The following is a 22,570-nucleotide window of genomic DNA, read 5'->3' on the forward strand; positions in this document are numbered from 1 at the left end:
CACCGCCTCCAGGACGGTGCCCGCGACCGTGCGCCCCGCCGCGGCGCGCACGGGACCCACGACCTCCTCGATCGTGTCCAGGACCAGGCCCTCGACCAGCACGTGCTCCATGCGCCACCTCCCACGGATCGACCTCGCGAGCGACGCTAGCCCGGTCTGCCGACACTTCCCGGCGGACTGCCCGGGTCGTCCACAGGCCCGCCCAGGGGGCCGGTCAGGTACCCCTGCACCGTCGGCCCGACGGCGGCGACGATCGGCCCGTGCCCGCCGGTCGCCAGCGGCTCGAGCTCGACGACGTACCGGACCAGTCCGATCCCGATCATCTGCGCCGCGACGAGCGCCATCCGCTCGTCGTGCCGGTCCGGCGAGACGGCCCGCACCACGGGCCCGAGGATCGTCGAGGCCACGAACTCCCGCATCATCCGCGCCGCGGCCGGGTGCGAGGCGACGCTGCGCAGCAAGGTGATCAGCGGTCCGCCCGAGGCCAGGTCCCAGACCCGCAGGAACGTGGCGACCAGCCGCTCGCCCACGCCGTCGGGACCACCCGCCACGACCGCCGCGATCAGTGCCGACGGGTCGACGGGGACCTCCAGGGACGCCGTGAACAGCGCGCCCTTGCCGCCGAACCAGTGGTTGACCATGGCGGCGTCCACGCCCGCGCGTTCGGCGATGCGCCGGACCGTCGCGCCGTCGTAGCCCTTCTCGTTGAACTCGAGGCGGGCGGCCTCCAGCAGCGCCGCCCGGGTGTCCTCGCCCGACGTGCGCCTGCCCCGCCGGCGAGTGGTCACGGCCCCATCTTCTCCCGCGGCGCGGGGCGCGCGAGAATGGGGCGCATGACCAGCACCGCGCCTGCGCAGTCCGCACTGGGAGCGGTCTCCCCGACCCGCGACGAGTTCCGTGCCCTCGCCGCGAACCACCGGGTCATCCCGGTGACGCGCCGGCTGCTCGCCGACGACGAGACCCCGGTCGGGGTGTACCGCAAGCTCGCGGGGGGCCGCTCCGGCACCTTCCTCTTCGAGTCGGCGGAGAACGGGCGCTCCTGGTCGCGGTGGTCGTTCGTGGGGGCGCGCTCGGCCGCGAGCCTCACCACGGTCGACGGGGAGATCCACTGGACGGGCGAGGTGCCCGAGCACCTGCCCACCGACGGAGACGTGCTCGACGCCGTCCGCGAGATCGTCGAGGAGCTGCGCAGCGAGCAGCTGCCCGGCATGCCGCCGCTCACCGGCGGGCTGGTCGGCTACCTGGGGTACGACGTCGTCCGGCGGATCGAGCGGATCGGCTCGGCCGAGAACCCGCCGGTGGACGACCTGGCGCTGCCCGAGCTCGTCCTGCTGCTGGCCACGGACCTGGCCGCCGTGGACCACCACGAGGGCACGATCACGCTGATCGCCAACGCGATCAACTGGGACGCCACCGACGAGCGGGTCGACGAGGCCTACGACGACGCCGTCGCCCGGCTGGACCGCATGACCGCCGAGCTGGCGGCGCCCGCGCCGTCCACGGTCGCGGTGTTCAGCTCGGCCGCGCCCGACTTCGTGCGCAAGCGGACCCAGGCCGAGCACTTCGCCGCCGTCGAGGTCGCCAAGGAGCAGATCCGGGCGGGCGAGGCCTTCCAGATCGTGGTGTCCCAGCGGTTCGAGATGGACTGCCCGGCCGACCCGCTCGACGTCTACCGCGTGCTCCGGACCACCAACCCGAGCCCGTACATGTACCTGCTCAGCCTGTCCGACGCGTCCGGCGGGGCACCCTTCACCATCGTCGGGTCGAGCCCCGAGGCGCTGGTCACGGTGGTCGACGGGCAAGCGACCACACATCCCATCGCGGGCACCCGCTGGCGCGGCGCGACCGAGGAGGAGGACGAGCTCCTCGAGAAGGACCTGCGCCACGACGAGAAGGAGCGCTCCGAGCACGTGATGCTCGTGGACCTGGGGCGCAACGACCTCGGACGGGTCTGCGAGCCGGGCACGGTGAAGGTGCGGAACTTCTTCTCCGTCGAGCGCTACAGCCACGTGATGCATCTGGTGTCGACCGTGACCGGGAGGCTGCGCGCCGACTGCAACGCCGTCGACGCGGTGCTGTCCTGCTTCCCGGCGGGGACCCTGTCCGGTGCCCCCAAGGTGCGCGCCATGCAGGTGATCGACGAGCTGGAGCCCACCCGTCGCGGCCTCTACGGCGGGATCGTCGGGTACCTGGACTTCGCGGGCAACGCCGACACCGCCATCGCCATCCGGACCGCGCTGGTCCGCGAGGGGCGGGCGTACGTGCAGGCGGGCGGCGGGATCGTCGCCGACAGCGATCCGCAGGCCGAGGACGACGAGTGCCTGAACAAGGCCCGCGCGGTGCTGTCCGCGGTGGCCACCGCCGTGACCCTCCGCCGGCCCGCCGACGCGACCTCGCCGACACCGTGACCCGGGGCAGGCTGTTCGGGCTGGTCGCGCTCGCGCTGCTGCTCGGCGCGGGCGGGTTGTGGGGCTCCACGAGGCTGGACTGGGCGTCCACCACGGTGCAGGTCACCGGGCACGGCGCGGTGGGGGACGTCCCGTTGGCCGTGACCGGGGCGCAGGTCGCGCCGGTGCTCGTCGGGCTCGCCGTGGTCGCGGTGGCCGGCGTGGCGGCGGCGATCGCGCTGTCCGGCATCGCGCGCCGGGTCCTCGGGGTGATCGTCGCCGCGGCGGGCGTGGGCGGGGTGGTGCTCGCCGTGTCGGCGTGGGTGGACCCGCCGAGCGCGGACGAGATCCCCCGGCTCGTCGGCAGCGCCGCGGGTGGTGCCGCCGCGGCGCCCGGGGCCACCGTGGCGACCACCGCGGCACCCCTGCTCGCGGTCGCGGGGGGCCTCCTCGTCGTCGCCGGCGGGGTACTGCTCCTCCTGGCGGACAAGAGGTTGCCGCGAATGGGGGCCCGGTACGACGCCCCGGGGACGAGTCGCCCGGTCGATCCCGAACGCACCGCGTGGGACGAGCTGGACTCCGGCGTGGACCCGACCACCGAGGGTGCGTTCTCCCGCTCGGACCGGGCTGATTAGAGTGCCTCAGCAACGCCCGACAGGCACGGACTCGGAGGGGAGCCGACCGGTGAGTGTGCTCGACTCCATCGTGGACGGTGTGCGCGAGGATCTCGCGGTCCGTGAGGCCGCGGTCGACTTCGCGGAGATCAAGCGTCGCGCCGCCGCGGCGGCCCCGCCCAAGGACGTCATGGCCGCCATGAAGGAGCCGGGCGTCGGGGTGATCGCGGAGGTAAAGCGGCGCAGCCCGTCGAAGGGCGCGTTGGCGACCATCCCGGATCCCGCCGTGCTCGCGAAGGCCTACGCGGACAACGGTGCGCGAGTGATCTCCGTGCTGACCGAGCAGCGCCGCTTCGGTGGCTCGCTGGACGACCTGGCCGCCGTCCGCGCCGCCGTGGACGTCTGCGTGCTGCGCAAGGACTTCATCGTCACGCCCTACCAGGTGCACGAGGCCCGCGCGTACGGCGCCGACCTCGTCCTGCTGATCGTGGCGGCGCTGGAGCAGCCCGTCCTGGAGTCGCTGCTCGACCGGGTGGAGTCCCTCGGGATGACCGCGCTGGTCGAGGTGCACACCGAGGAGGAGGCGGACCGCGCGCTGGAGGCGGGCGCGAAGCTCATCGGGGTCAACGCGCGCAACCTGCACACCCTCGAGGTGGACCGCGGCGTGTTCGGGCGGATGGCCCCCGGCCTGCCCAACGACGTCCTGCGGGTCGCCGAGTCCGGCGTCCGCGGCCCCGGCGACCTGCTGACCTACGCGGGCTGGGGAGCGGACGCGGTGCTGGTCGGCGAGGGTCTGGTGACCAGCGGGGACCCCGGCGCGGCGGTGCGGGCCCTGGTGGCTGCGGGCTTCCATCCGTCGTGTTCCAGAATGGTGCGGTGACTGTTCAGGCATCTGCGGGCATCGAGACCCCCTCGGGACATGAACCCGACGAGCGCGGCCATTTCGGCCGGTACGGGGGTCGGTGGGTGCCCGAGGCGCTGGTCGCAGCCCTCGACGAGCTGGAGGCGGCCTACGAGAAGGCCCGCCACGACCCGGAGTTCCTCACCGAGCTGGACCGGCTGCAGCGGGACTACGTCGGCAGGCCCTCGCCGCTGACGGACGTGCCGAAGCTCTCGCAGTACGCGGGCGGGGCGCGGATCCTGCTCAAGCGCGAGGACCTCAACCACACCGGCTCGCACAAGATCAACAATGTGCTGGGCCAGGCACTGCTCACCAAGCGCATGGGCAAGAAGCGGGTCATCGCCGAGACGGGTGCCGGCCAGCACGGCGTCGCGACGGCCACCGCGTGCGCGCTGCTGGACCTGGAGTGCGTCGTCTACATGGGCGAGGTCGACACCCGCAGGCAGGCGCTGAACGTGGCCCGCATGCGGCTGCTGGGCGCCACCGTGGTCCCGGTCAAGACCGGCTCGCGCACGCTCAAGGACGCCATCAACGAGGCGTTGCGGGACTGGGTCACGAACGTCTCCGAGACGCACTACGTGCTCGGCACGGTCGCCGGGCCGCACCCGTTCCCGCAGATGGTGCGGGACTTCCACCGCATCATCGGCCTGGAGGCGCGCGCCCAGATGCTCGAGCGGTGCGGCAGGCTGCCCACCGCCGTGGCCGCCTGCGTCGGCGGCGGGTCGAACGCGATCGGCATCTTCCACGCCTTCCTCGACGACCCCGGCGTCCGGCTCGTGGGCTTCGAGCCGGGTGGTGACGGCGTCGAGACCGGCAGGCACGGCGCCACCCTGTCCGAGGGGGCGCCGGGTGCGTTGCACGGCGCGATGAGCTACCTCCTGCAGGACGAGGACGGGCAGACCGCCGAGTCGTACTCGATCTCCGCGGGGCTGGACTACCCGGGCGTCGGGCCCGAGCACGCGCTGCTCAAGGACATCGGACGGGCCGAGTACCAGCCGGTCACCGACGCCGAGGCGATGGAGGCGTTCGCGCTGCTCTGCCGCACCGAGGGGATCATCCCGGCGATCGAGTCCGCGCACGCCGTGGCCGGCGCGCTGCGGCTGGGTCAGGAGCTCGGGCCGGACGCGGTCATCCTCGTCAACCTGTCCGGTCGCGGGGACAAGGACGTCGACACCGCCGCGAAGTGGTTCGGCATGATCGGCTCGGACGAGTCCGCCGAGTCGGCGGACGGGACGGCGATCGCCGAGGGCGTCGTGCAGGAGCCTGCCGGGTCGTTCGCGGACGCCGGGAGCGAGACCGAGGGGATCCAGGCGTGAGTGTCGCCGACGTGTTCGCCGCGTGCCGGGCCGAGGGGCGCGCCGCGCTGGTGGGGTACCTGCCCGCCGGCTACCCGACCGTGGACGGGGGGGTGGAGCTGCTCACCGCGATGAGCGAGGGCGGCTGCGACCTGCTCGAGATCGGCGTGCCGTACTCGGACCCGGTGATGGACGGGCCGACCATCCAGGCCGCCGCCGACACGGCGCTGGCCAACGGGTTCCGGCTGCGGGACGTGTTCACCACCGTCGAGCGGGTGACCACGGCGGGTGGGAACTGCGTGGTCATGACGTACTTCAACCCGGTGCTGCGGTACGGCGTGGAGCGGTTCGCCGCGGACCTCGCGGCCGCCGGGGGACTGGGCATGATCACCCCCGACCTCATCCCGGACGAGGCCGACGAGTGGCTCGTCGCGTCCGAGAAGCACGGGCTCTCGCGCACCTTCCTGGTCGCGCCGAGCTCCACCGAGGAGCGGATCGCGTCGACCACGGCGGCCTCGAGCGGCTTCGTCTACGCCACCTCGGTGATGGGGGTGACGGGCGCGCGGGACTCCGTGAACTCCGCCGCCGGGGAGATCGTGGGCCGCACCCGCCCGCACACCGCGCTGCCGATCGGCGTCGGGCTCGGGGTGCGCAACGGGGAGCAGGCGGCGGAGATCGCGGCCTTCGCGGACGCGGTGATCGTGGGCTCGGCCTTCGTGACCGCGGCCGAGCAGGGCGGCGCGGACGCGGTGCGCGCGCTGGCGCGGGAGCTGGCGACGGGCGTGGCGAGCGTGGGTCGGGCCCAGCCGGCCTGATCCTCTCGCACGCCTGTGCAGTGTCGGCGGATGCGCACCTGCGGTTGCAGTGTCGGCGGATCCGCACGGGCCGGTCGGAGCGGTGGTGCGGGCGGGTGCTTTGCAGTGTCGGCGGATGCGCACGGGCCGGCCGGAGCGGTGGTGCGGGCGGGTGCTTTGCAGTGCCTGCGGATCCGCAGCACCGCCGCCGCCGTGCGGATCCGCTGACACTGCAAAGGGGCAGCGAGGGTGGGGTCGTCCGACCGGGACCCCACCACCCCGCGCTACGGTGGGCCTCGTGCTGACGACCAGCGTGCTCGCGTACCTTCCGAGCCCCGACCGGGGGGTCTGGCACCTCGGGCCGATCCCGCTGCGGGCGTACGCGCTCTGCATCATCGCCGGGATCGTCGTGGCGATCTGGTGGGGCGAGAAGCGGTTCGTGGCGCGCGGCGGGCCCGCGGGCACCGTGGTGGACGTCGCGGTGTGGGCGGTGCCGTTCGGCCTGGTGGGCGGCAGGCTCTACCACCTCGCCACGGACTGGCGCACCTACTTCGGCCCCGGCGGGGACCCCGTCGCGGCGCTCAAGATCTGGGAGGGCGGCCTCGGCATCTGGGGCGCCATCGCCCTCGGTGCGGTCGGCGCGTGGATCGGGTGCCGCAGGCGCAGGATCCCGCTGCCGTTCTTCGCCGACGCCGTCGCGCCCGGGATCATCGTCGCGCAGGCGATCGGGCGGCTGGGCAACTACTTCAACCAGGAGCTCTACGGCGGCCCGACCACGCTGCCGTGGGGCCTGGAGATCTACGAGCGGGTGGACCCGGCCACGGGGGCGTCGGACCCGCTCGGGGGCGTCGCGATCGACACGGCGAACCCGATCGCGATCGTGCACCCCACGTTCTTGTACGAGCTGCTCTGGAACCTGCTGGTCGCGGCCGTGATCGTGTGGGCGGACCGGCGCTTCCGGCTCGGCCGCGGGCGCGTCTTCGCGCTGTACGTGGCCGGCTACACGCTCGGCCGGTTCTTCATCGAGATCATGCGCACCGACCCGGCGACGCGGGTGTTCGGCGACATCCGGATCAACGTCGTCGTGTCCGTCGTCGTGTTCGCGCTGGCGGTCGTGTACTTCGTCCTGCGTCGGGGGCCGCGCGAGACGATCCCCGACGAGGCGTTCGCCATGGCGGGCGTGGAGCGGCCGGGGGCGGCCGAGCCGACCGACACACCGGTCGACGAGACGGTGGGGGAGACGGCCGACACGGACCGGTCCCCGTGACCTTCGCCGGTTTCGGCGACGGCGCCGTCGAGTTCTACGACGGCCTGCTCGCCGACAACAGCAAGGCCTACTGGACCGACCAGCGCGAGCTCTACGAGGAGCACGTGAAGGGTCCGATGCAGGCGCTGCTCGCCGAGCTCGAGGTCGAGTTCGGCGCGGGCAAGATCTTCCGCCCGTACCGGGACGTGCGCTTCTCGAAGGACAAGACGCCCTACAAGACCCATTGCGGCGGCTACGCGCACCCGTACTACGTCCAGGTCGGGCCGGAGGGCCTGCTGGCCGCGGCCGGGTACTACGGGATGGCGCCCGACCAGCTCGCCCGCTTCCGCACCGCGGTCGACGACGCCCGCCGCGGCACCGCGCTGGAGAAGATCCTCGCCGCCGCGGAGGAGGCGGGCCTGACGGTCGGGGGCGAGCAGCTCAAGACCCGCCCCAAGGGGACCGACCCCGACCACCCGCGGCTGGACCTCCTCCGCCGCAAGGGCCTGATGGTCTCGCGCCGCTGGGCCCCGGACGACGCGCTGCACGAGCGCACCTGCCTCACCCGCGTCCGCACCGTCTGGCGCGCGGGCACGCCCCTGGCGGAGTGGCTCGCCGACCACGTGGGCCCGAGCGAGCAGCCCCGCCGCTGAATCACGGGCGCTGAGTCACCGCCGCCGGGTCACCAGCGCGTGCACCGCCACACCCACCGACACGCCGACGCAGTCGGCGACGACGTCGAGGATCTCGGCGTCTCGCCCGATGGGCAGCACGTCCTGGAGGACCTCCGAGAGCACGGCGTACCCGCTCAGGCCGAGGACCAGGGGCAGGGGCGGGATCCGCGCCCACCGTCCGGTGGCACCCAACAGGGCGAACACCCCCAGATGGACCAGCTTGTCCACGCCCGGTGCGGCCGTCGGTACCCCGGATGCCGGAAGGAACAGCACCACCAGACTGACCAGCACCGCGAGGGCGAACGACAGACGTCCCACTGTTCGCCTTCCTCCTACCTGATCGTTACAGAGAGCGCGCTACGCTTGTCGCCGTGACTCGTCGCACCAAGATCGTCTGCACCATCGGCCCGGCCACCGCGACGCCCGACCGTATCCGGGAGCTGGTCGTGGCCGGCATGGACGTCGCGCGGCTCAACTTCAGCCACGGCACGCGTGATGACCACAAGCGCGTGTTCCAGATGGTCCGGGACGCCGCCGCGGCCGAGGGCCGCGCGGTCGGCATCCTCGCCGACCTCCAGGGCCCCAAGATCCGCCTCGGCACGTTCGCGGACGGCCCCACCGAGTGGCACACGGGTGAGGAGGTCCGGATCACGGTCGACGACTGTGCCGGCACCCACGACCGGGTCTCCACCACCTACAAGGGCCTGGCGCAGGACGCCCGCGCCGGTGACCGGCTCCTCGTCGACGACGGCAAGGTCGGCCTGCGCGTCATCGACGTCGACGGCTCCGACGTGGTCTGCAAGGTCACCGAGGGCGGTCCGGTCAGCAACAACAAGGGCATCTCGCTGCCCGGCATGAACGTGTCGGTGCCCGCGCTGAGCGAGAAGGACATCGCGGACCTGGAGTTCGCGCTCACGCTGGGCGTGGACGTGATCGCGCTGAGCTTCGTGCGCAGCCCGGCGGACATCGACGGCGTGCACCGGATCATGGAGAAGGTCGGGGTCAAGCTCCCGGTCGTCGCCAAGTTGGAGAAGCCCGAGGCCGTCGACAACCTCGAGGCGATCGTGCTGGCCTTCGACGGGGTGATGGTCGCTCGCGGCGACCTCGGCGTCGAGCTGCCGCTGGAGAACGTGCCGCTGGTGCAGAAGCGGGCGATCCAGATCGCCCGGGAGAACGCGAAGCCGGTCATCGTGGCCACGCAGATGCTCGACTCCATGATCACCAACTCGCGGCCCACCCGCGCCGAGGTCTCCGACGTCGCGAACGCCGTGCTCGACGGGTCGGACGCGGTGATGCTCTCCGGCGAGACCGGCGTGGGCAAGTACCCGATCAAGACGGTCCGCACGATGGCCTCGATCGTCGAGGCCGTCGAGGCGGGCCCGACGACCGTGCCCCCGCTCAACCACGTCCCGCGGACCAAGCGCGGTGTGCTCTCCTACGCGGCGCGGGACATCGGGGAGCGCCTCTCGGCCCGGGCCCTGGTCGCGTTCTCGCAGTCCGGCGACACGGTCCGCAGGCTCGCCCGCCTGCACACCCGGCTGCCGCTGCTGGCCTTCACCCCGGCCGTCGAGGTGCGCAACCAGCTCGCGATGACCTGGGGCGTCGAGACCTTCCTGGTCGAGGCCGTGGACTCCACCGACGCCATGGTGCGCCAGGTCGACCACGCCATGCTGTCCATCGGCCGCTTCCAGCCCGGCGACCTCGTGGTGATCGTCGCGGGCTCGCCGCCCTCGACCGTGGGCTCCACGAACCTGATCCGCGTCCACCGCCTCGGCGAGGAGGACCACGCCTAAGGTGGTGCCATGGGTGATCGATCCTGGGGCTTCCGGACGCGCGCGGTGCACGCCGGGGCGGTTCCCGACGCGGCCCACGGTGCCCGTGCCACCCCGATCTACCAGTCCACGAGCTTCGTCTTCGAGGACACCCAGGACGCCGCGACGCTGTTCGCCCTGCAGAAGTACGGGCTGATCTACAGCCGGATCGGCAACCCGACGGTCGCGGTGCTCGAGGAGCGGATCGCCAGCCTGGACGGCGGGCTGGGCGCGGTGGCGACGGCGTCGGGCCAGTCCGCCGAGTTCCTCACCTTCGCCGCGCTGACCGGGGCGGGGGACCACGGCGTCGCGTCGGCCGCGCTGTACGGCGGCACGGTCACCCAGCTCGACGTGACGCTGCGCCGGTTCGGGGTGGACACCACGTTCGTGCCGGGGACCGACCCCGAGGACTACGCGAAGGCGATCACCGACCGGACGCGGTTCGTGTTCACCGAGGTCGTGTCCAACCCGGGCGGCGAGGTGGCCGACCTGGCGGGGCTGGCGGAGGTCGCGCACGCCGCAGGCGTCCCGCTGGTCGTCGACGCCACGCTGGCCACGCCCTACCTGTGCCGCCCGATCGAGCACGGCGCGGACATCGTGATCCACTCCGCGACGAAGTTCCTCGGCGGGCACGGGACCACGCTCGGCGGCGTGATCGTCGAGTCGGGACGGTTCGACTGGGGCAACGGGCGCTTCCCCACGATGACCGAGCCGGTGCCCTCGTATGGCGGGCTGACCTGGTGGGGGAACTTCGGCGAGTTCGGGTTCCTCACCAAGCTGCGCGCCGAGCAACTGCGCGACGTCGGGCCCACCCTGTCGCCGCACTCGGCGTTCCTGCTGCTCCAGGGCGTGGAGACGCTGCCGTTCCGGATGGCCGCGCACGTCGCGAACGCGCAGCGGGTGGCGGAGTGGCTGGCCGCGGACCCGCGGGTGTCCTACGTCCGCTACGCGGGTCTGCCGGACCACCCGCACCACGACCGGGCCCGGCGGTACCTCCCGGAGGGGCCCGGGGCGGTGTTCGCGTTCGGGGTGCGGGGCGGCCGGGCGGCGGGCGCGCGGTTCATCGAGTCGGTGCAGCTGTGCAGCCACCTCGCGAACGTCGGGGACGCGCGCACGCTCGTCCTGCACCCGGCGTCGACGACCCACCAACAGCTCACCCCGGCCCAGCTGGAACACGCGGGGGTCCCGGAGGACTTGATTCGGATCAGCGTGGGCCTGGAGGACGTCGACGACATCCTCTGGGACCTCGACCAGGCCCTCGGATCGGCACAGGGAGCAACCCGGTGAGCTGGCAGAACCCGACCGCCGTCGAGCGGAAGCGGATCCTCGACGAGACCCGCACGGTCGCGATGGTCGGCGCCTCGCCGAACGCCGCGCGGGCGTCGAACTTCGTGGCGACCTACCTGCTCGACGCGAGTGACTACGAGCTGTGGTTCGTGAACCCGAACGCGACCGAGATCCTCGGCAGGCCGGTCTACCCGAGCCTCGCCGACCTGCCCGGCGTGCCGGACCTCGTCGACACCTTCCGGCGTCCGCAGGACCTGCCCGGCGTGCTCGACGAGGTCCTGGCGCTCGAGGGCGTCAAGACCTGGTGGCTCCAGTTCGGCCTCTGGGACGAGCAGCTGGCCGCCCGCGCGGAGGCCGCGGGGATCACCGTCGTGATGGACAAGTGCCTGAAGGTCGAGCACGCCCGGTTCGCGGGCGGCCTGCACCTCGCGGGCTTCGACACCGGCGTGATCAGCTCACGCCGCCGGGTCTAGAACGGCCTAGCCGAACAGCAGTCGCTGCAGCACGAGGGTGAGCAGCCGCAGCACCCAGAACGCGGGCGCGGCCAGCAGGAACAGCTTCCACAGCTCCGGCCACCCGCGCCGCTGGGCCGCCTTCCAGGTCGGCCACGCGGCGAGGACACAGCAGATCAGGATCCACCCGGTGTGGAGCAGGAGGAAGGTCGAGTCGCCGGGGGCGATGACGACCTGCAGCGCGAACGCGACGACGCCCCAGCCGAGCGCGCCGAACAGCGCGCGGTAGTACGGGATCGCGACGGCGGGTGCCTCTTTCTCCACGTCGCTCAGCGTATCGGGGCGGGCCCGTACGTCAGCCGGCGGAGCAGGACCTCCGCAGGCCCGCGGCGGTCCACTCGGTCCAGGGCGATGCCCACCGCGAGCCCCGCCCCCCAGACCCCGACGGCGAGCAGCGCCGCCTGCGCCACGCTCAGGTCCGCCCCGAACCCGAGCGTCCATGCAGGCAGGAGCGCCACCCACACCACGGACTGCCCGAGGTAGCAGGACAGCGACCGACGCCCGGCCGCGAGCAGCGGGCGGGGTGCCCATCGGGTCGCGACCAGCGCGAACACCGCCGCGTACCCGAGCCCGCCCGCGAGCCCGCCCAGCCCGTGCAGCACCCCCGCGAGCAGCGTCGCCACGCCGGCCGGGGCCCACCAGCCCGCCGCCACGAGCGCCAATGGAACCCCGGCGGCCACCGCCACGGCGAGCCCGAGGACCGCGGCCCACCCCAGCACCCGGCGGTGCCGTTCGGGCTCCTCGAGCAGTCGCCGCCGCCCCAGCAGCGCGCCGAGCGCGACCATCCCCGCGGTGACGAGCGCGGAGTTCACCGTGCCCACCGACCACTCCCCGAGGTGCAGGACGAGCGCGCTGCCCACGTCCGGCGCCGCGATGCTCGGCAGGACCGCCACACCCGTCGAGAACCCGGAGAACGCGCTGGTCAGGGCGGTGAACACGCAGCCGAGCACCGCGATCGTCCCGAGCGTGACGTCGGTCCCGCGCACCACGACCCCGGCCAGTGCGACCAGGAGCAGCCCGTACGCCGCGACGATGTCCCCCGGGAACAGCAGGACCCCGTGGACCGCCCCGATCGCGATCATCCAGCCGCCGCGGCGCCGGAGCAGCGACACCGCGGCCGCGGGCTCCCACCGCCGGGCGGACTGGGTCGCCCCGTACCCGACGAGCAGCGCGAACAGCGGATAGGCCCGCCCGTCGACCAGGACCATCTGCAGGAACGCGACGACCCCGTCCACCCCCGCGAGCCCGGCCGGGTACCCGCGTACCCCGGCGGGCCCGAGCAGGAACAGGTGCACGTTCGCGAGCGCGATGAGCAGCAGCATCGCCCCGCGGGCGAGATCGGGTGCGATCGCCCGCGCGGCCGACGGAGTACTCACGACCCCGGACCCTACGGCGCGAGACCTCCGCCACCTCAGCGAACGAGGTCGGGGCGCGGGGACTAGCCTCACGGCGTGTCCACTCCTGTCACCGTCACTGTCACCGGAGCCGCTGGCCAGATCGGTTACGCGTTGCTCTTCCGGATCGCCTCCGGGCAGCTCCTGGGGTCCGACACCCCGGTGAAGCTGAACCTGCTGGAGATCCCCCAGGCCGTCAAGGCGGCCGAGGGCACCGCGATGGAGCTGAGCGACGGGGCGTTCCCGCTGCTCGCGGGCGTCGAGATCTTCGACGACGCGACCAAGGCCTTCGACGGCGTCAACGTCGCCCTGCTCGTCGGCGCGCGCCCGCGCACCAAGGGCATGGAGCGCGGCGACCTGCTCGAGGCCAACGGCGGGATCTTCGCCCCGCAGGGCAAGGCGATCAACGCGGGCGCCGCGGACGACGTCAAGGTCCTCGTCGTCGGCAACCCGGCCAACACCAACGCCCTGATCGCCCAGTCCGCCGCGCCGGACGTCCCGGCCGAGCGCTTCACCGCGATGACCCGCCTCGACCACAACCGCGCCCTCGCGCAGCTGTCGCAGAAGCTGGGCGTGCCGGTGTCGGAGATCAAGAAGCTCACGATCTGGGGCAACCACTCCGCCACCCAGTACCCCGACCTCTTCCACGCCGAGGTCGGCGGCAAGATCGCCGCCGAGCAGGTCGAGGAGTCCTGGCTGAAGGACACCTTCATCCCGACCGTCGCCAAGCGCGGCGCCGCGATCATCGAGGCGCGGGGCGCGTCGAGCGCCGCGTCGGCCGCCTCGGCCGCCATCGACCACGTGTACACCTGGGTCAACGGCACCGCCGAGGGCGACTGGACCTCGATGGCCGTCCCGTCGGACGGCAGCTACGGCGTGGCCGAGGGGATCATCTCCTCCTTCCCGGTCACCACCAAGGACGGCAAGTACGAGATCGTCCAGGGCCTGGAGATCGACGCCTTCTCCCGCGAGAAGATCGACGCCTCCGTCGCCGAGCTGGTCGAGGAGCGCGAGGCGGTCAAGGGCCTCGGCCTGATCTGAGCCCCCGTGAGTGGCGATGGTCGCCATGGCGACCATCGCCACTCACGGTTCAGAGGCGCGCACCGGTCTCGGGATCGAACAGGTGCACCCGGTCGAGGTCGGGTGCCAGGTGCACCACGTCGCCGCGGGCGGGCGGGTCGCGCGGGTCGGTCCTGGCCACGATCGTGCGGCCCTCGGCGGTGCCGTAGAGGTACGCGTCGGAGCCCAGCTCCTCGACGACCTCCACCCGCACCGCCAGCCCCGTGCCGGCGGGGACCGCCCGCAGGTCCTCCGGGCGGACCCCCACCAGCACCGACGGCCCCGGCGCCGGGATCCCGGGGATCGTCCTGGGCGCGCCGAAGGCCACCGAGCCGTCCACCACCGGCAGCTCGGCGAGGTTCATCGCGGGGCTGCCGATGAAGCCGGCCACGAAGGCGTTGGCGGGTCGGTCGTAGAGCTCGCGCGGGGCGGCCACCTGCTGCAGCACGCCCTTGTCGAGCACCGCCACCCGGTCGCCCATGGTCATCGCCTCGACCTGGTCGTGGGTGACGTACACCGTGGTCACCGCGAGCCGCCGCTGCAGCGAGGCGATCTGCGTGCGGGTCGAGACCCGCAGCTTCGCGTCGAGGTTGGACAGCGGCTCGTCCATGCAGAAGACGCTGGGCTCGCGCACGATCGCGCGGCCCATCGCGACCCGCTGGCGCTGTCCGCCGGACAGGGCGCGCGGCTTCCGGTCCAGGTACTCGGTGAGGTCCAGGATCCGCGCGGCCTCGGCGATGCGCGTGGCGATCTCGGCCTTGGAGCGCTTCGCGATGGTGAGGGCGAAGCCCATGTTCTCGGCGACCGTCATGTGCGGGTAGAGCGCGTAGTTCTGGAACACCATGGCGATGTCCCGGTCCTTCGGCCGCACGTCGGTGACGTCCCGGTCGCCGATCCGGATGCGGCCCCCGTCGACGTCCTCGAGCCCGGCCAGCATCCGCAGCGACGTCGACTTCCCGCAGCCCGACGGCCCGACGAGCACGAGGAACTCGCCGTCGCCGACCTCCAGGTCGAGCGCGTCGACCGCGGGCCGGTCGGCACCGGGGTAGACCCGGGTGGCTCCGGCGAAGGTGACCGCGGCCATCAGATGTTCGGCCGCACGTCGTCGGTGTAGATGCCCTGCAGCGTGGTCTTCAGGGTCGCCATCTCCGCCGCGACGTCCGCGCGCCGGGTCAGGATGTTCGCGGCGGCCTTGGCGATCTCCTGGTCGGCACCCGGCAGGAACACCCGGGCCCGGTCCTGCACCCGGGTGACTGCGAGCTGGTCGATCGCGATCCGGCGCTGCGGCGCGGTGGCGACCAGCGAGGAGATGTCCGCCGAGGTCCGCACGGGCATGTAGCCGGTGGCCTCGGACATCCGGACGGTGTTCTCCGGTGTCGTCAGGAACCGGATGAAGGTGGCGGCCGCGAGCTGCCGCTCGGGGGTGATGGCCGCCGGGATGCCGACGCCGGCCCCACCGGTCGGGCAGACCGGCCCGGCCACCGGGCCCCGGGGCAGGAAGCCCGCCCCGACCTCGAACGTCGCGGACTTCAGCAGGGTGACCAGGCTGCCCGTCGAGCCGAGGGTGGAGCTGACCGCGCCTGCGCCCAGGTCGGTGATGCCGTCGGTGCCCGCGACGCCCGCCCAGCCGCCGGTGTAGACCGCGTCCTGCAGGTACTGCAGCGCGGTGATCGTGCCCGGCGCGTCGGTGGTGATGTCCCAGTCCCGGCTCCAGCCGCCGCCCTCGCCCCAGAGGTTGTTCTGGAAGGTCCAGCCCGCGTAGTCCGCCAGCGCCGGGTTCTGGAAGGCCTTCTGCACGCCCGTGCCCGCGGACTGCAGCCGCGGGCCCCACTCGGCGAACTCGGCCCAGGACTCGGGCGCCCGGTCGGGCAGGCCCGCGGCGGACCAGTGGGCCTTGTTGTAGTAGAAGAGCGGGGTCGAGCGCGCCCACGGGATCGCCCAGAGGCCGCCCTCGTAGCGGTAGTCGTCGAGGAGGCCCTGGCGGTAGTCGGAGAGGTCCCAGTCCAGCGCCTCGGTCAGTGGCGTGAGGTCCACGATGGACCGCTGCATGTAGTAGCGGAACCACCACACGTCCGACAGCAGGACGACGTCCGGCAGGTTCGCCGCGCCGCCCGCCTGCGCGGTCTGGAAGCGCTGGGCGATCTCCTCGTAGTTCGCGCCCGCGGTCACGAGGTTGACCCGGATCGCGCTCTGCGACCGGTGGAACGCCTCGATGATCTCCTTCGAGACGGGCTCGGAGCCGCCCGGGTTCGACGACCACCACGTGATCTCCGGTGCCGGCGTCACCCCGGTGTAGTCCACGGCCTCCACTGCGGCGCTCCCGCCGCCGCTGGTGGCGGGCCCGGCGCAGGCGGCGAGCGCGGCGGCCACTCCCGCGGCGGACGCGATCGCCAGGAAGCCGCGTCGGTCGAGTGGGTTCATGGGTGTTCCCTTTCAGTCCTTGACCGCGCCCTGGGTCAGGCCGGCGATGATGTGCCGCTGCAGTGCGACGAAGACGAGGAGCACGGGGACGACGACCGCGACGGAGCCGGCCATGAGCTGGCCGTAGGCGGCGGCCCTGTTGTCCACGTTGGCGAGCAGGGTGAGACCGACCGGGAGCGTCATCCGGTCCGGGTTCGAGACGATGACCAGCGGCCAGAGGTAGTCGTTCCACTCGTAGACGATGTTCACGAGTGCGACGGTCGCGATGGTCGGCGCCGAGATCGGCACCACGATCCGCACGAGCCGCCGCCAGTGGCCTGCGCCGTCGATCTCGGCGGCCTCGAGGATGCTCGCGGGCAACGTGCGGAAGTGCTGGCGCAGCAGGAACGTGCCGAACGCCGTGCCGAGGCCGGGCAGGATGATGCCCCAGTAGGTGTCCGTACCGCCCCACTGGTTGACCAGGAGGTAGTTGGGCAGCAGCGAGACCTGCGGCGGCACCATGAGCGTGACCAGGAGCAGCACGAACACGACGTTCCGGCCGGGGACGCGCACGAACACCAGCGCGTAGGCGGTGGCGATGGCGAGCAGCACCTTCAGCCCGGCGCCGATCGCGGTGACGATCGCGGAGTTCACGAACAGCCTGCCGAACGGCACCCGCTCGGCGGCCTCGCGGTAGTGCTCCAGCGTCGGGCTCGCCGGCAGCAGCGCGGGCGCCTGGGTGATGATCTCGGAGTCCGGTTTGATCGAGGTCAGCAGCATCCAGAGCAGCGGGAAGACCACGACGAGCGTGGCGAGCACGATCGGGACGTACGCGGCGCCGGCGCGTCTCACCGGTAGTGCACCTTCCGCTCGAGGAACCGCAGCTGCAGGACCGTGAACAGCACCAGCAGCACGAACAGGACGGTCGAGACGGCCGCGGAGTATCCCGCCCGGTTGTAGCCGCCGAAGGCCTGCAGGTAGGCCTCGTAGATCAGGGTCGTGGTGCCCCGGCCGAGCGGGGTCATGATCCGGATGAGGTCGAACGCCTGCAGGGTGTTCAGCACGCTCGTGATGAACAGGAAGAACGTCGTGGGGGAGAGCAGCGGCAGCACGACGCTGCGGAACGTGCACCACGGGCCCGCGCCGTCGAGCGCGGCGGCCTCCAGGAGGTCCCGGGGGACGGTCTGCAGGCCCGCGAGGTAGATCACCGCCGCGTAGCCCATGTTCTTCCAGATGGAGACGATGCAGAGCATCACCAGGCTGAGCGTGGGGTCGTTGAACCAGTCCGGCGAGCTCCCGCCGAGGGCGCGCACCACGGCGCCCAGCACGCCGATCGTCGGGTCGAAGATGAACAGCCACACCAGCCCGACGCCCACCCCGGAGAGCACGTACGGCGCGAACACCGCGGCCCTGGCCGGCCCCGCCCCGCGGACCCGCCGGTCCAACGCGAGGGCGATCAGCAGGCCGAGCAGCATCGACCCGCCCACCGTGACGACGGTGAACACCAGGGTGGTGCGCAGGATCTCCCAGGACCCGGGCGAGGTGAAGAACCGGACGTAGTTGTCCAGTCCCACCGACCGGGCCGTCGGGGAGCCGAGGGTCCAGTCGAGCGTCGAGTACTGGAGGTTGGCGACGAGCGGCCAGTAGGTGAACAGCCCGATCAGCGCCAGGTTCGGGAGCGCCAGGGCGAGGAAGACCAGGGCGTCCCGCCGCTCACGGCCGCCGAAGCGGCGCCGGCGCCGGGCGACCGGTGGTGGGGCCTCGGGGGGCGCACCGAGCGTCGTCAACAGGGCTGACCTCGCAGAGAGAGACCGGGGACGGCCGCGGATCCGCGGCCGTCCGGACTCTGACAAGCCCAGATGACCGTCCGGTGATCACCGGACGTCGACACCCCGAACGGGGGTCGCACGAGCGGGGCCCACTCGCAACGAACGGCGCGTTCGCTCACATCTGGTGAGCGAACGCGCCGTTCGTGTGTCGGGTCCTACTCCTCCAGGACCGCGATGGCGAAGGACTCGCCGGGCAGGGTGATCTCCGCGCCCTCGGAGCTCGTGGGCTCGCTGGCCAGCAGGATCCGGGTGACGGTGGCCGCCAGGTCCAGGGCCACCTCCTCGGAGCCGAGGTTGACCAGGACCCGCAGCCGCCCGCGGTGGATCACCAGGGTGCGCGCCTCGGGGTGGACGTCGACCGCGACCTCGTCGAGCCACGGGTCGGAGAGCTCCGGCCACGCCTTGCGCAGCGCGATGAGCTCCTTGTACATCGCGAGCAGGGTCGAGTGGGGCTCCTGCTCCTGCTCGGTCCAGTCCAGCTTCGAGTCGAGGAAGGTGGACTCGGCGTTGGGGTCGGGAACCTCGACGTCCCCCCAGCCGTGTTCGGCGAACTCGCTGGTCCGACCCGTGCGCACGGCCTCGCGCAGGCCGGGGTCGGGGAAGTACGAGAAGAACTGCCACGGCGTGCGGGCGCCCCACTCCTCACCCATGAACAGCATCGGGGTGAACGGGGAGGTGAACAGGATCGCCGCGCCGCAGGCCAGGATGCCGGGGGAGACCACCTGCGTGAGCCGGTCGCCGGTGGCGCGGTTGCCGATCTGGTCGTGGTTCTGCAGGTAGGTGACGAAGCGGTGCCCGGGGATGCGCACGGTGTCGACGGGCGCGCCGTGCGTCCGCTTCCGGAAGCTCGACCAGGTGCCCTCGTGGAGGAAGCCCCTGGTCAGGACGTGGGCGAGCCCGGCGAGATCGGCCTCGGCGAAGTCGCTGTAGTAGCCCTGGGACTCACCGGTCAGCACGGTGTGGAGGCTGTGGTGGATGTCGTCCGCCCACTGGCCGGTCATGCCGTAGCCGCCGCCGTCCCGCGAGGTGATCATGCGCGGGTCGTTGAGGTCCGACTCCGCGATCAGCGACAGCGGGCGCCCGACGTGCGCCTCCAGCGCGGTCACCTCGGTGGCGAGCTGTTCGAGGACGTGCACGGCGCGGGTGTCCCGCAGCGCGTGGACGGCGTCGATCCGCAGCCCGTCGACGTGGAAGTCCCGCAGCCACATCAGGGCGTTGTCGATGGCGAACCGGCGCACCTCGTCCGACCACGGGCCGTCGAGGTTCAGCGACGGGCCCCAGATGTTGGAGCCCGCGAAGTAGGGGCCGAACCGGTCGAGGTAGGCGCCCGAGGGGCCGAGGTGGTTGTAGACGACGTCGAGGACCACCCCGAGCCCGCGCGCGTGCGCGGCGTCGACGAACCGCTTGAACCCGTCCGGGCCGCCGTAGTTCTCCGTGACCGCGTACCAGCCGACGCCGTCGTACCCCCAGTTCCGGGGCCCGTCGACGGCGTTGAGCGGCAGCAGCTCGACCATGTCGATCCCGAGCGCGACGAGGTGGTCCAGCTTCTCGATCGCCGAGTCGAACGTGCCCTCGTCGGTGAAGGTGCCGATGTGGCACTCGTAGAGCACGCTCCCGGCGAGCGTCCGGCCCGTCCAGGCCTGGTCGGTCCACCAGAAGGCGGCCTGGTCGTAGCGCCGCGAGGCGGCATGGACACCGCCGGGCTGCCACAGGGAGCGGGGGTCCGGGAGCGGGGTGGGATCGTCGCCGACGAGGAACGCGTAGGCCGACCCGGGGCCGTTGTCCTGGACGTCCGCGTGCCACCACCCGCCCGCCGCGCGCCGCATCGGGTACGTGTCCCCGTCGACCACGACCCGGACCGTGTCCTTCTCCGGCGCCCACACCGCGTACTCAGCCACGGGGGAATCCTGCCGAATCCGACGCCGACACGCCCGCCCGGGGCGGTCACGTCACGTCACGGGGCGGGTCCGGATGCGCGAGGGTCGGGACCACCGGCCGGTCGGGGGGCACGGAGTCGGCCGGTGGTCCCGGCAACGAGGTACCGGAGGGTGGGGGGATACCCGGTCCTTGCGCGTTGCGGCCTCGACTGTAGAAAGCCTGCGGGCCTTCGTAATCGGCCGTTCAGCCGTATTTCCTCACAGATTTCCCGCAGCCGAAGTATTACGTTTCCCGAACTACTTCGCGGGGCTGAGTCCCAGGTCGTGACCCATGCCGTGCTCGTCCCGGGCGCGGTCCTGCAATTGTCGCGCCACGCCGCCGAGAATGCGGTCCACCGCCGCGCCGGTCGCCGGGTCGTAGCCCGCGGACCCTGTGGCGACGTCCCGGGCGAACACCGCGGACAGCCTCCCGACGAGCGCGCGCCCCTGCGGGGTGAGCGCCACGAGGACGCTGCGCCGGTCCCGCGGGTTGGCCTGGCGGACCACGTGGCCCGCCAGCTCGAGCCGGTCCAGCTGGGCCGTCACCGTCGCCGGGGTGACGCCGACCCGGCGGGCCAACGCCGTCGGGCGCTGCGGCCCGTCGTGCAGCAGGGTCACCAGGATCGTGGTCTCCGGGACCCCGAGCCGCAGCAGGCGGGCCGCCGTCTGCCGGTAGGCGTCCGAGGCGGCCACCAGGTCCCTCAGTCGTTCTGCGAGCGCTCCGTCCACGCGTCCGTCCGCGCCACCGTTCACTGTGCTCCTTCGTCGTTCCCCGGATCGCGGGGGGCGGACTCGATGATCTTTGGTTCGATCGTCGAGATATCCGCTCTGTCAAACGTCTCGGGTTACCGAGAGGTTCCGACCGTGAGCAGCGTCATGCGCACCGTGTTGCGCGATGCGATGTGAAGATCAGTGCGGCGTGGGTGTGGGTGTGCGCGAGCCCTCCGGTGCGCGCCGGACGAACATCGCGAGCAGGATCGCGACCACGGAGATCGCGGCGCCGACGAGGAAGGCGGTGTGCACGCCCGTCGCGAGGGCCGAGACGCCGTCGGCACCCGTGCTCGCCGCACCGGCGGTCCCGACCGACATCAGCGTGACGAACAGGGCGGTGCCCGCGGCTCCCGCGACCTGCTGCAGCGTGGTGACGATCGCGCTGCCGTGCGAGTACAGGTGCACCGGCAGCGAGCCCAAGGCCGAGGTCATCAGCGGGGTGAGCAGGAACCCCAGTCCGGCGGTGAGCGTCAGGTGCATCGCGATGACCAGGCCGACCGGGCTGGTGGCGTCCAGCGTGGTCATCCACCAGAGCGCCGCGCTCGCGACGATCGCGCCCGGCAGGACGAGCGGTCGCGGGCCGAAGCGGTCGAACAGTCCGCCGACGATCGGTGCGAGCACACCCATCAGGGCGCCGCCCGGCAGCAGGGCCAGGCCGGCGTCGAGCGTGGAGAGGCCGAGCACGGACTGCAGGTAGATCGGCAGCAGGATCAGGGTGCCGAACAGCGCGGTGAAGCTGACCACGACCATCGCGACGGCCAGCGAGAACGCCGGGCTGCGGAAGGCGCGCAGGTCGAGCAGGACGCGCGGCGTCTCGCGCAGGGCGATCTGGCGCAGCACGAACGCGACCAGCGAGACCGTGCCGACGGTCAGCGGGATCCACAGCGGGACGGGTGCGTGTCCCTCGGCGGCCTCGCCGATCCCGGCCAGGCCGTAGACGAGTGCGCCGAAGCCGAGCGCCGACAGGACGATCGACAGGACGTCCACCTGCACGGGGCGGGTCTCGGTGACGTTGCGGACCCACAGGGCGCCCAGCGCCATCGACAGCAGGGCGATCGGCAGGACCACCAGGAACATCCAGCGCCAGTGCAGCGAGGCCAGCACCAGGCCGGAGATCGTGGGGCCGATGGCGGGGGCCACCGCGATCACGATGGTGATGACGCCGGTCATCCGGCCGCGCCGCTCGGGCTCGACGACCGTCATCACCGTGGTGAACAGCAGCGGCAGCATCACCGCGGTGCCCGAGGCCTGCACGATCCGCCCGACCAGGAGCAGCTCGAAGCCGGGGGCCGCGGCGGCGATCGCCGTGCCCGCCGTGAACAGGCCCATCGCGAGGAAGAAGACCGTGCGCACGCTGAACCGCTGCAACAGCAGCCCGGTCGTCGGGATGACGACGGCCATGGTCAGCATGAACCCGGTGGTGAGCCACTGGGCGCTGCTCGCGGTGATGTCCAGGTCCACCATCAGGGCGGGCAGCGCCACGCCCATGATCGTCTCGTTGAGGATCACCACGAACGCCGAGGCGACCAGGAGCGCGATCACCGGTCCGGTTCGGACGGACGGCGTGGGCGGCGGGGGCGGCGGGGGCGGCACGGACGATTCGAGCGTGCTCACGACACGGTCCTCCTCGATTGACACTCTGCGCTGATTTGGCAGTGAATGCCATCTTGGCACAGAGCG

22 protein-coding genes are annotated in these 22,570 nt (G+C 72.5%); 11 read left to right on the top strand and 11 right to left on the bottom strand.

The window, feature by feature from the left end:
- Positions 1-146: 146 nt before the first annotated feature.
- Complete coding sequence (locus L3X23_RS06560) at positions 147-788, bottom strand: TetR family transcriptional regulator (RefSeq protein WP_237191211.1); 642 nt, start codon at positions 786-788, stop codon at positions 147-149.
- 45 nt (positions 789-833) lie between these two features.
- Between L3X23_RS06560 and L3X23_RS06565 the strand changes: the two genes are divergently transcribed.
- The 7 genes from L3X23_RS06565 (at position 834) to L3X23_RS06595 (ending at position 7,890) form a co-directional block, all read left to right on the top strand.
- Complete coding sequence (locus L3X23_RS06565; RefSeq protein WP_237191212.1) at positions 834-2,408, top strand: anthranilate synthase component I; 1,575 nt, start codon at positions 834-836, stop codon at positions 2,406-2,408.
- Positions 2,405-3,022, top strand: a complete 618-nt coding sequence (locus tag L3X23_RS06570) for a Trp biosynthesis-associated membrane protein (RefSeq protein WP_237191213.1) — start codon at positions 2,405-2,407, stop codon at positions 3,020-3,022. Before L3X23_RS06565 ends, L3X23_RS06570 begins: the two co-directional genes overlap by 4 nt.
- A 49-nt stretch (positions 3,023-3,071) precedes the next feature.
- The gene (trpC, locus tag L3X23_RS06575; protein WP_093075522.1) at positions 3,072-3,881 is read left to right on the top strand and encodes an indole-3-glycerol phosphate synthase TrpC; all 810 of its coding nucleotides are present in this window, start codon (positions 3,072-3,074) and stop codon (positions 3,879-3,881) included.
- Positions 3,878-5,218, top strand: a complete 1,341-nt coding sequence (gene trpB, locus L3X23_RS06580) for a tryptophan synthase subunit beta (protein ID WP_237191214.1) — start codon at positions 3,878-3,880, stop codon at positions 5,216-5,218. The genes trpC and trpB overlap by 4 nt, the downstream gene beginning before the upstream one ends.
- Complete coding sequence (gene trpA / locus L3X23_RS06585) at positions 5,215-6,012, top strand: tryptophan synthase subunit alpha (protein WP_237191215.1); 798 nt, start codon at positions 5,215-5,217, stop codon at positions 6,010-6,012. Before trpB ends, trpA begins: the two co-directional genes overlap by 4 nt.
- A 277-nt stretch (positions 6,013-6,289) precedes the next feature.
- Positions 6,290-7,258: a prolipoprotein diacylglyceryl transferase gene (gene lgt, locus L3X23_RS06590; protein WP_374204822.1), complete on the top strand. Its 969-nt coding sequence runs from the start codon at positions 6,290-6,292 to the stop codon at positions 7,256-7,258.
- Positions 7,255-7,890, top strand: coding sequence for a DUF2461 domain-containing protein (locus tag L3X23_RS06595; protein ID WP_237191217.1), 636 nt, complete (start codon positions 7,255-7,257; stop codon positions 7,888-7,890). The genes lgt and L3X23_RS06595 overlap by 4 nt, the downstream gene beginning before the upstream one ends.
- Before the next feature lie 15 nt (positions 7,891-7,905).
- Here L3X23_RS06595 and L3X23_RS06600 read toward each other — a convergent pair whose 3' ends face one another.
- On the bottom strand, positions 7,906-8,229 hold the full coding sequence (locus L3X23_RS06600; RefSeq protein WP_237191218.1) for a VanZ family protein: 324 nt from the start codon (positions 8,227-8,229) through the stop codon (positions 7,906-7,908).
- 53 nt (positions 8,230-8,282) lie between these two features.
- Between L3X23_RS06600 and pyk the strand changes: the two genes are divergently transcribed.
- Genes pyk through L3X23_RS06615 form a run of 3 tightly spaced genes read left to right on the top strand, consistent with a single transcriptional unit; the run spans position 8,283 to position 11,482 of the window.
- The gene (gene pyk, locus L3X23_RS06605) at positions 8,283-9,704 is read left to right on the top strand and encodes a pyruvate kinase (RefSeq protein WP_237191219.1); all 1,422 of its coding nucleotides are present in this window, start codon (positions 8,283-8,285) and stop codon (positions 9,702-9,704) included.
- A 9-nt stretch (positions 9,705-9,713) separates the two neighbouring features.
- Positions 9,714-11,009 (top strand): O-acetylhomoserine aminocarboxypropyltransferase/cysteine synthase family protein, encoded by a 1,296-nt coding sequence (locus L3X23_RS06610; RefSeq protein ID WP_237191220.1) that lies wholly within the window; start codon positions 9,714-9,716, stop codon positions 11,007-11,009.
- Complete coding sequence (locus L3X23_RS06615) at positions 11,006-11,482, top strand: CoA-binding protein (RefSeq protein ID WP_237191221.1); 477 nt, start codon at positions 11,006-11,008, stop codon at positions 11,480-11,482. Before L3X23_RS06610 ends, L3X23_RS06615 begins: the two co-directional genes overlap by 4 nt.
- A gap of 6 nt (positions 11,483-11,488) precedes the next feature.
- On the opposite strand, the gene L3X23_RS06620 is transcribed toward L3X23_RS06615, so the two are convergent.
- The gene (locus L3X23_RS06620) at positions 11,489-11,785 is read right to left on the bottom strand and encodes a hypothetical protein (protein ID WP_237191222.1); all 297 of its coding nucleotides are present in this window, start codon (positions 11,783-11,785) and stop codon (positions 11,489-11,491) included.
- A gap of 5 nt (positions 11,786-11,790) precedes the next feature.
- Complete coding sequence (locus L3X23_RS36030) at positions 11,791-12,897, bottom strand: DUF418 domain-containing protein (RefSeq protein WP_237191223.1); 1,107 nt, start codon at positions 12,895-12,897, stop codon at positions 11,791-11,793.
- A 75-nt stretch (positions 12,898-12,972) separates the two neighbouring features.
- Here L3X23_RS36030 and L3X23_RS06630 point away from each other — a divergent pair, with 75 nt between their 5' ends.
- Positions 12,973-13,956 carry a malate dehydrogenase gene (locus L3X23_RS06630; protein WP_237191224.1) on the top strand — a complete coding sequence of 328 codons (984 nt, stop codon included), beginning with the start codon at positions 12,973-12,975 and terminating at the stop codon, positions 13,954-13,956.
- Between the two features lie 49 nt (positions 13,957-14,005).
- Here the strand turns inward: L3X23_RS06630 and L3X23_RS06635 are convergent, their stop codons facing one another.
- From L3X23_RS06635 to L3X23_RS06665, 7 genes are all read right to left on the bottom strand, one after another.
- On the bottom strand, positions 14,006-15,058 hold the full coding sequence (locus L3X23_RS06635) for an ABC transporter ATP-binding protein (protein ID WP_237191225.1): 1,053 nt from the start codon (positions 15,056-15,058) through the stop codon (positions 14,006-14,008).
- Complete coding sequence (locus L3X23_RS06640) at positions 15,058-16,395, bottom strand: ABC transporter substrate-binding protein (protein WP_237191226.1); 1,338 nt, start codon at positions 16,393-16,395, stop codon at positions 15,058-15,060. Before L3X23_RS06640 ends, L3X23_RS06635 begins: the two co-directional genes overlap by 1 nt.
- A 12-nt stretch (positions 16,396-16,407) precedes the next feature.
- A complete protein-coding gene (locus L3X23_RS06645; protein ID WP_237191227.1) occupies positions 16,408-17,226 on the bottom strand; it encodes a carbohydrate ABC transporter permease in 819 nt (272 codons plus the stop codon).
- Complete coding sequence (locus L3X23_RS06650; protein ID WP_237191228.1) at positions 17,223-18,161, bottom strand: carbohydrate ABC transporter permease; 939 nt, start codon at positions 18,159-18,161, stop codon at positions 17,223-17,225. The genes L3X23_RS06645 and L3X23_RS06650 overlap by 4 nt, the downstream gene beginning before the upstream one ends.
- 197 nt (positions 18,162-18,358) lie before the next feature.
- Positions 18,359-20,101: a malto-oligosyltrehalose trehalohydrolase gene (treZ, locus tag L3X23_RS06655; RefSeq protein WP_237191229.1), complete on the bottom strand. Its 1,743-nt coding sequence runs from the start codon at positions 20,099-20,101 to the stop codon at positions 18,359-18,361.
- Between the two features lie 276 nt (positions 20,102-20,377).
- Positions 20,378-20,848, bottom strand: a complete 471-nt coding sequence (locus L3X23_RS06660) for a MarR family winged helix-turn-helix transcriptional regulator (protein ID WP_237191230.1) — start codon at positions 20,846-20,848, stop codon at positions 20,378-20,380.
- A 180-nt stretch (positions 20,849-21,028) separates the two neighbouring features.
- Complete coding sequence (locus L3X23_RS06665) at positions 21,029-22,504, bottom strand: MDR family MFS transporter (RefSeq protein WP_237191231.1); 1,476 nt, start codon at positions 22,502-22,504, stop codon at positions 21,029-21,031.
- Positions 22,505-22,570 lie beyond the last annotated feature (66 nt).

The organism is Pseudonocardia sp. WMMC193 (genome assembly GCF_021728735.1).
Classification (GTDB): domain Bacteria; phylum Actinomycetota; class Actinomycetes; order Mycobacteriales; family Pseudonocardiaceae; genus Pseudonocardia; species Pseudonocardia oroxyli.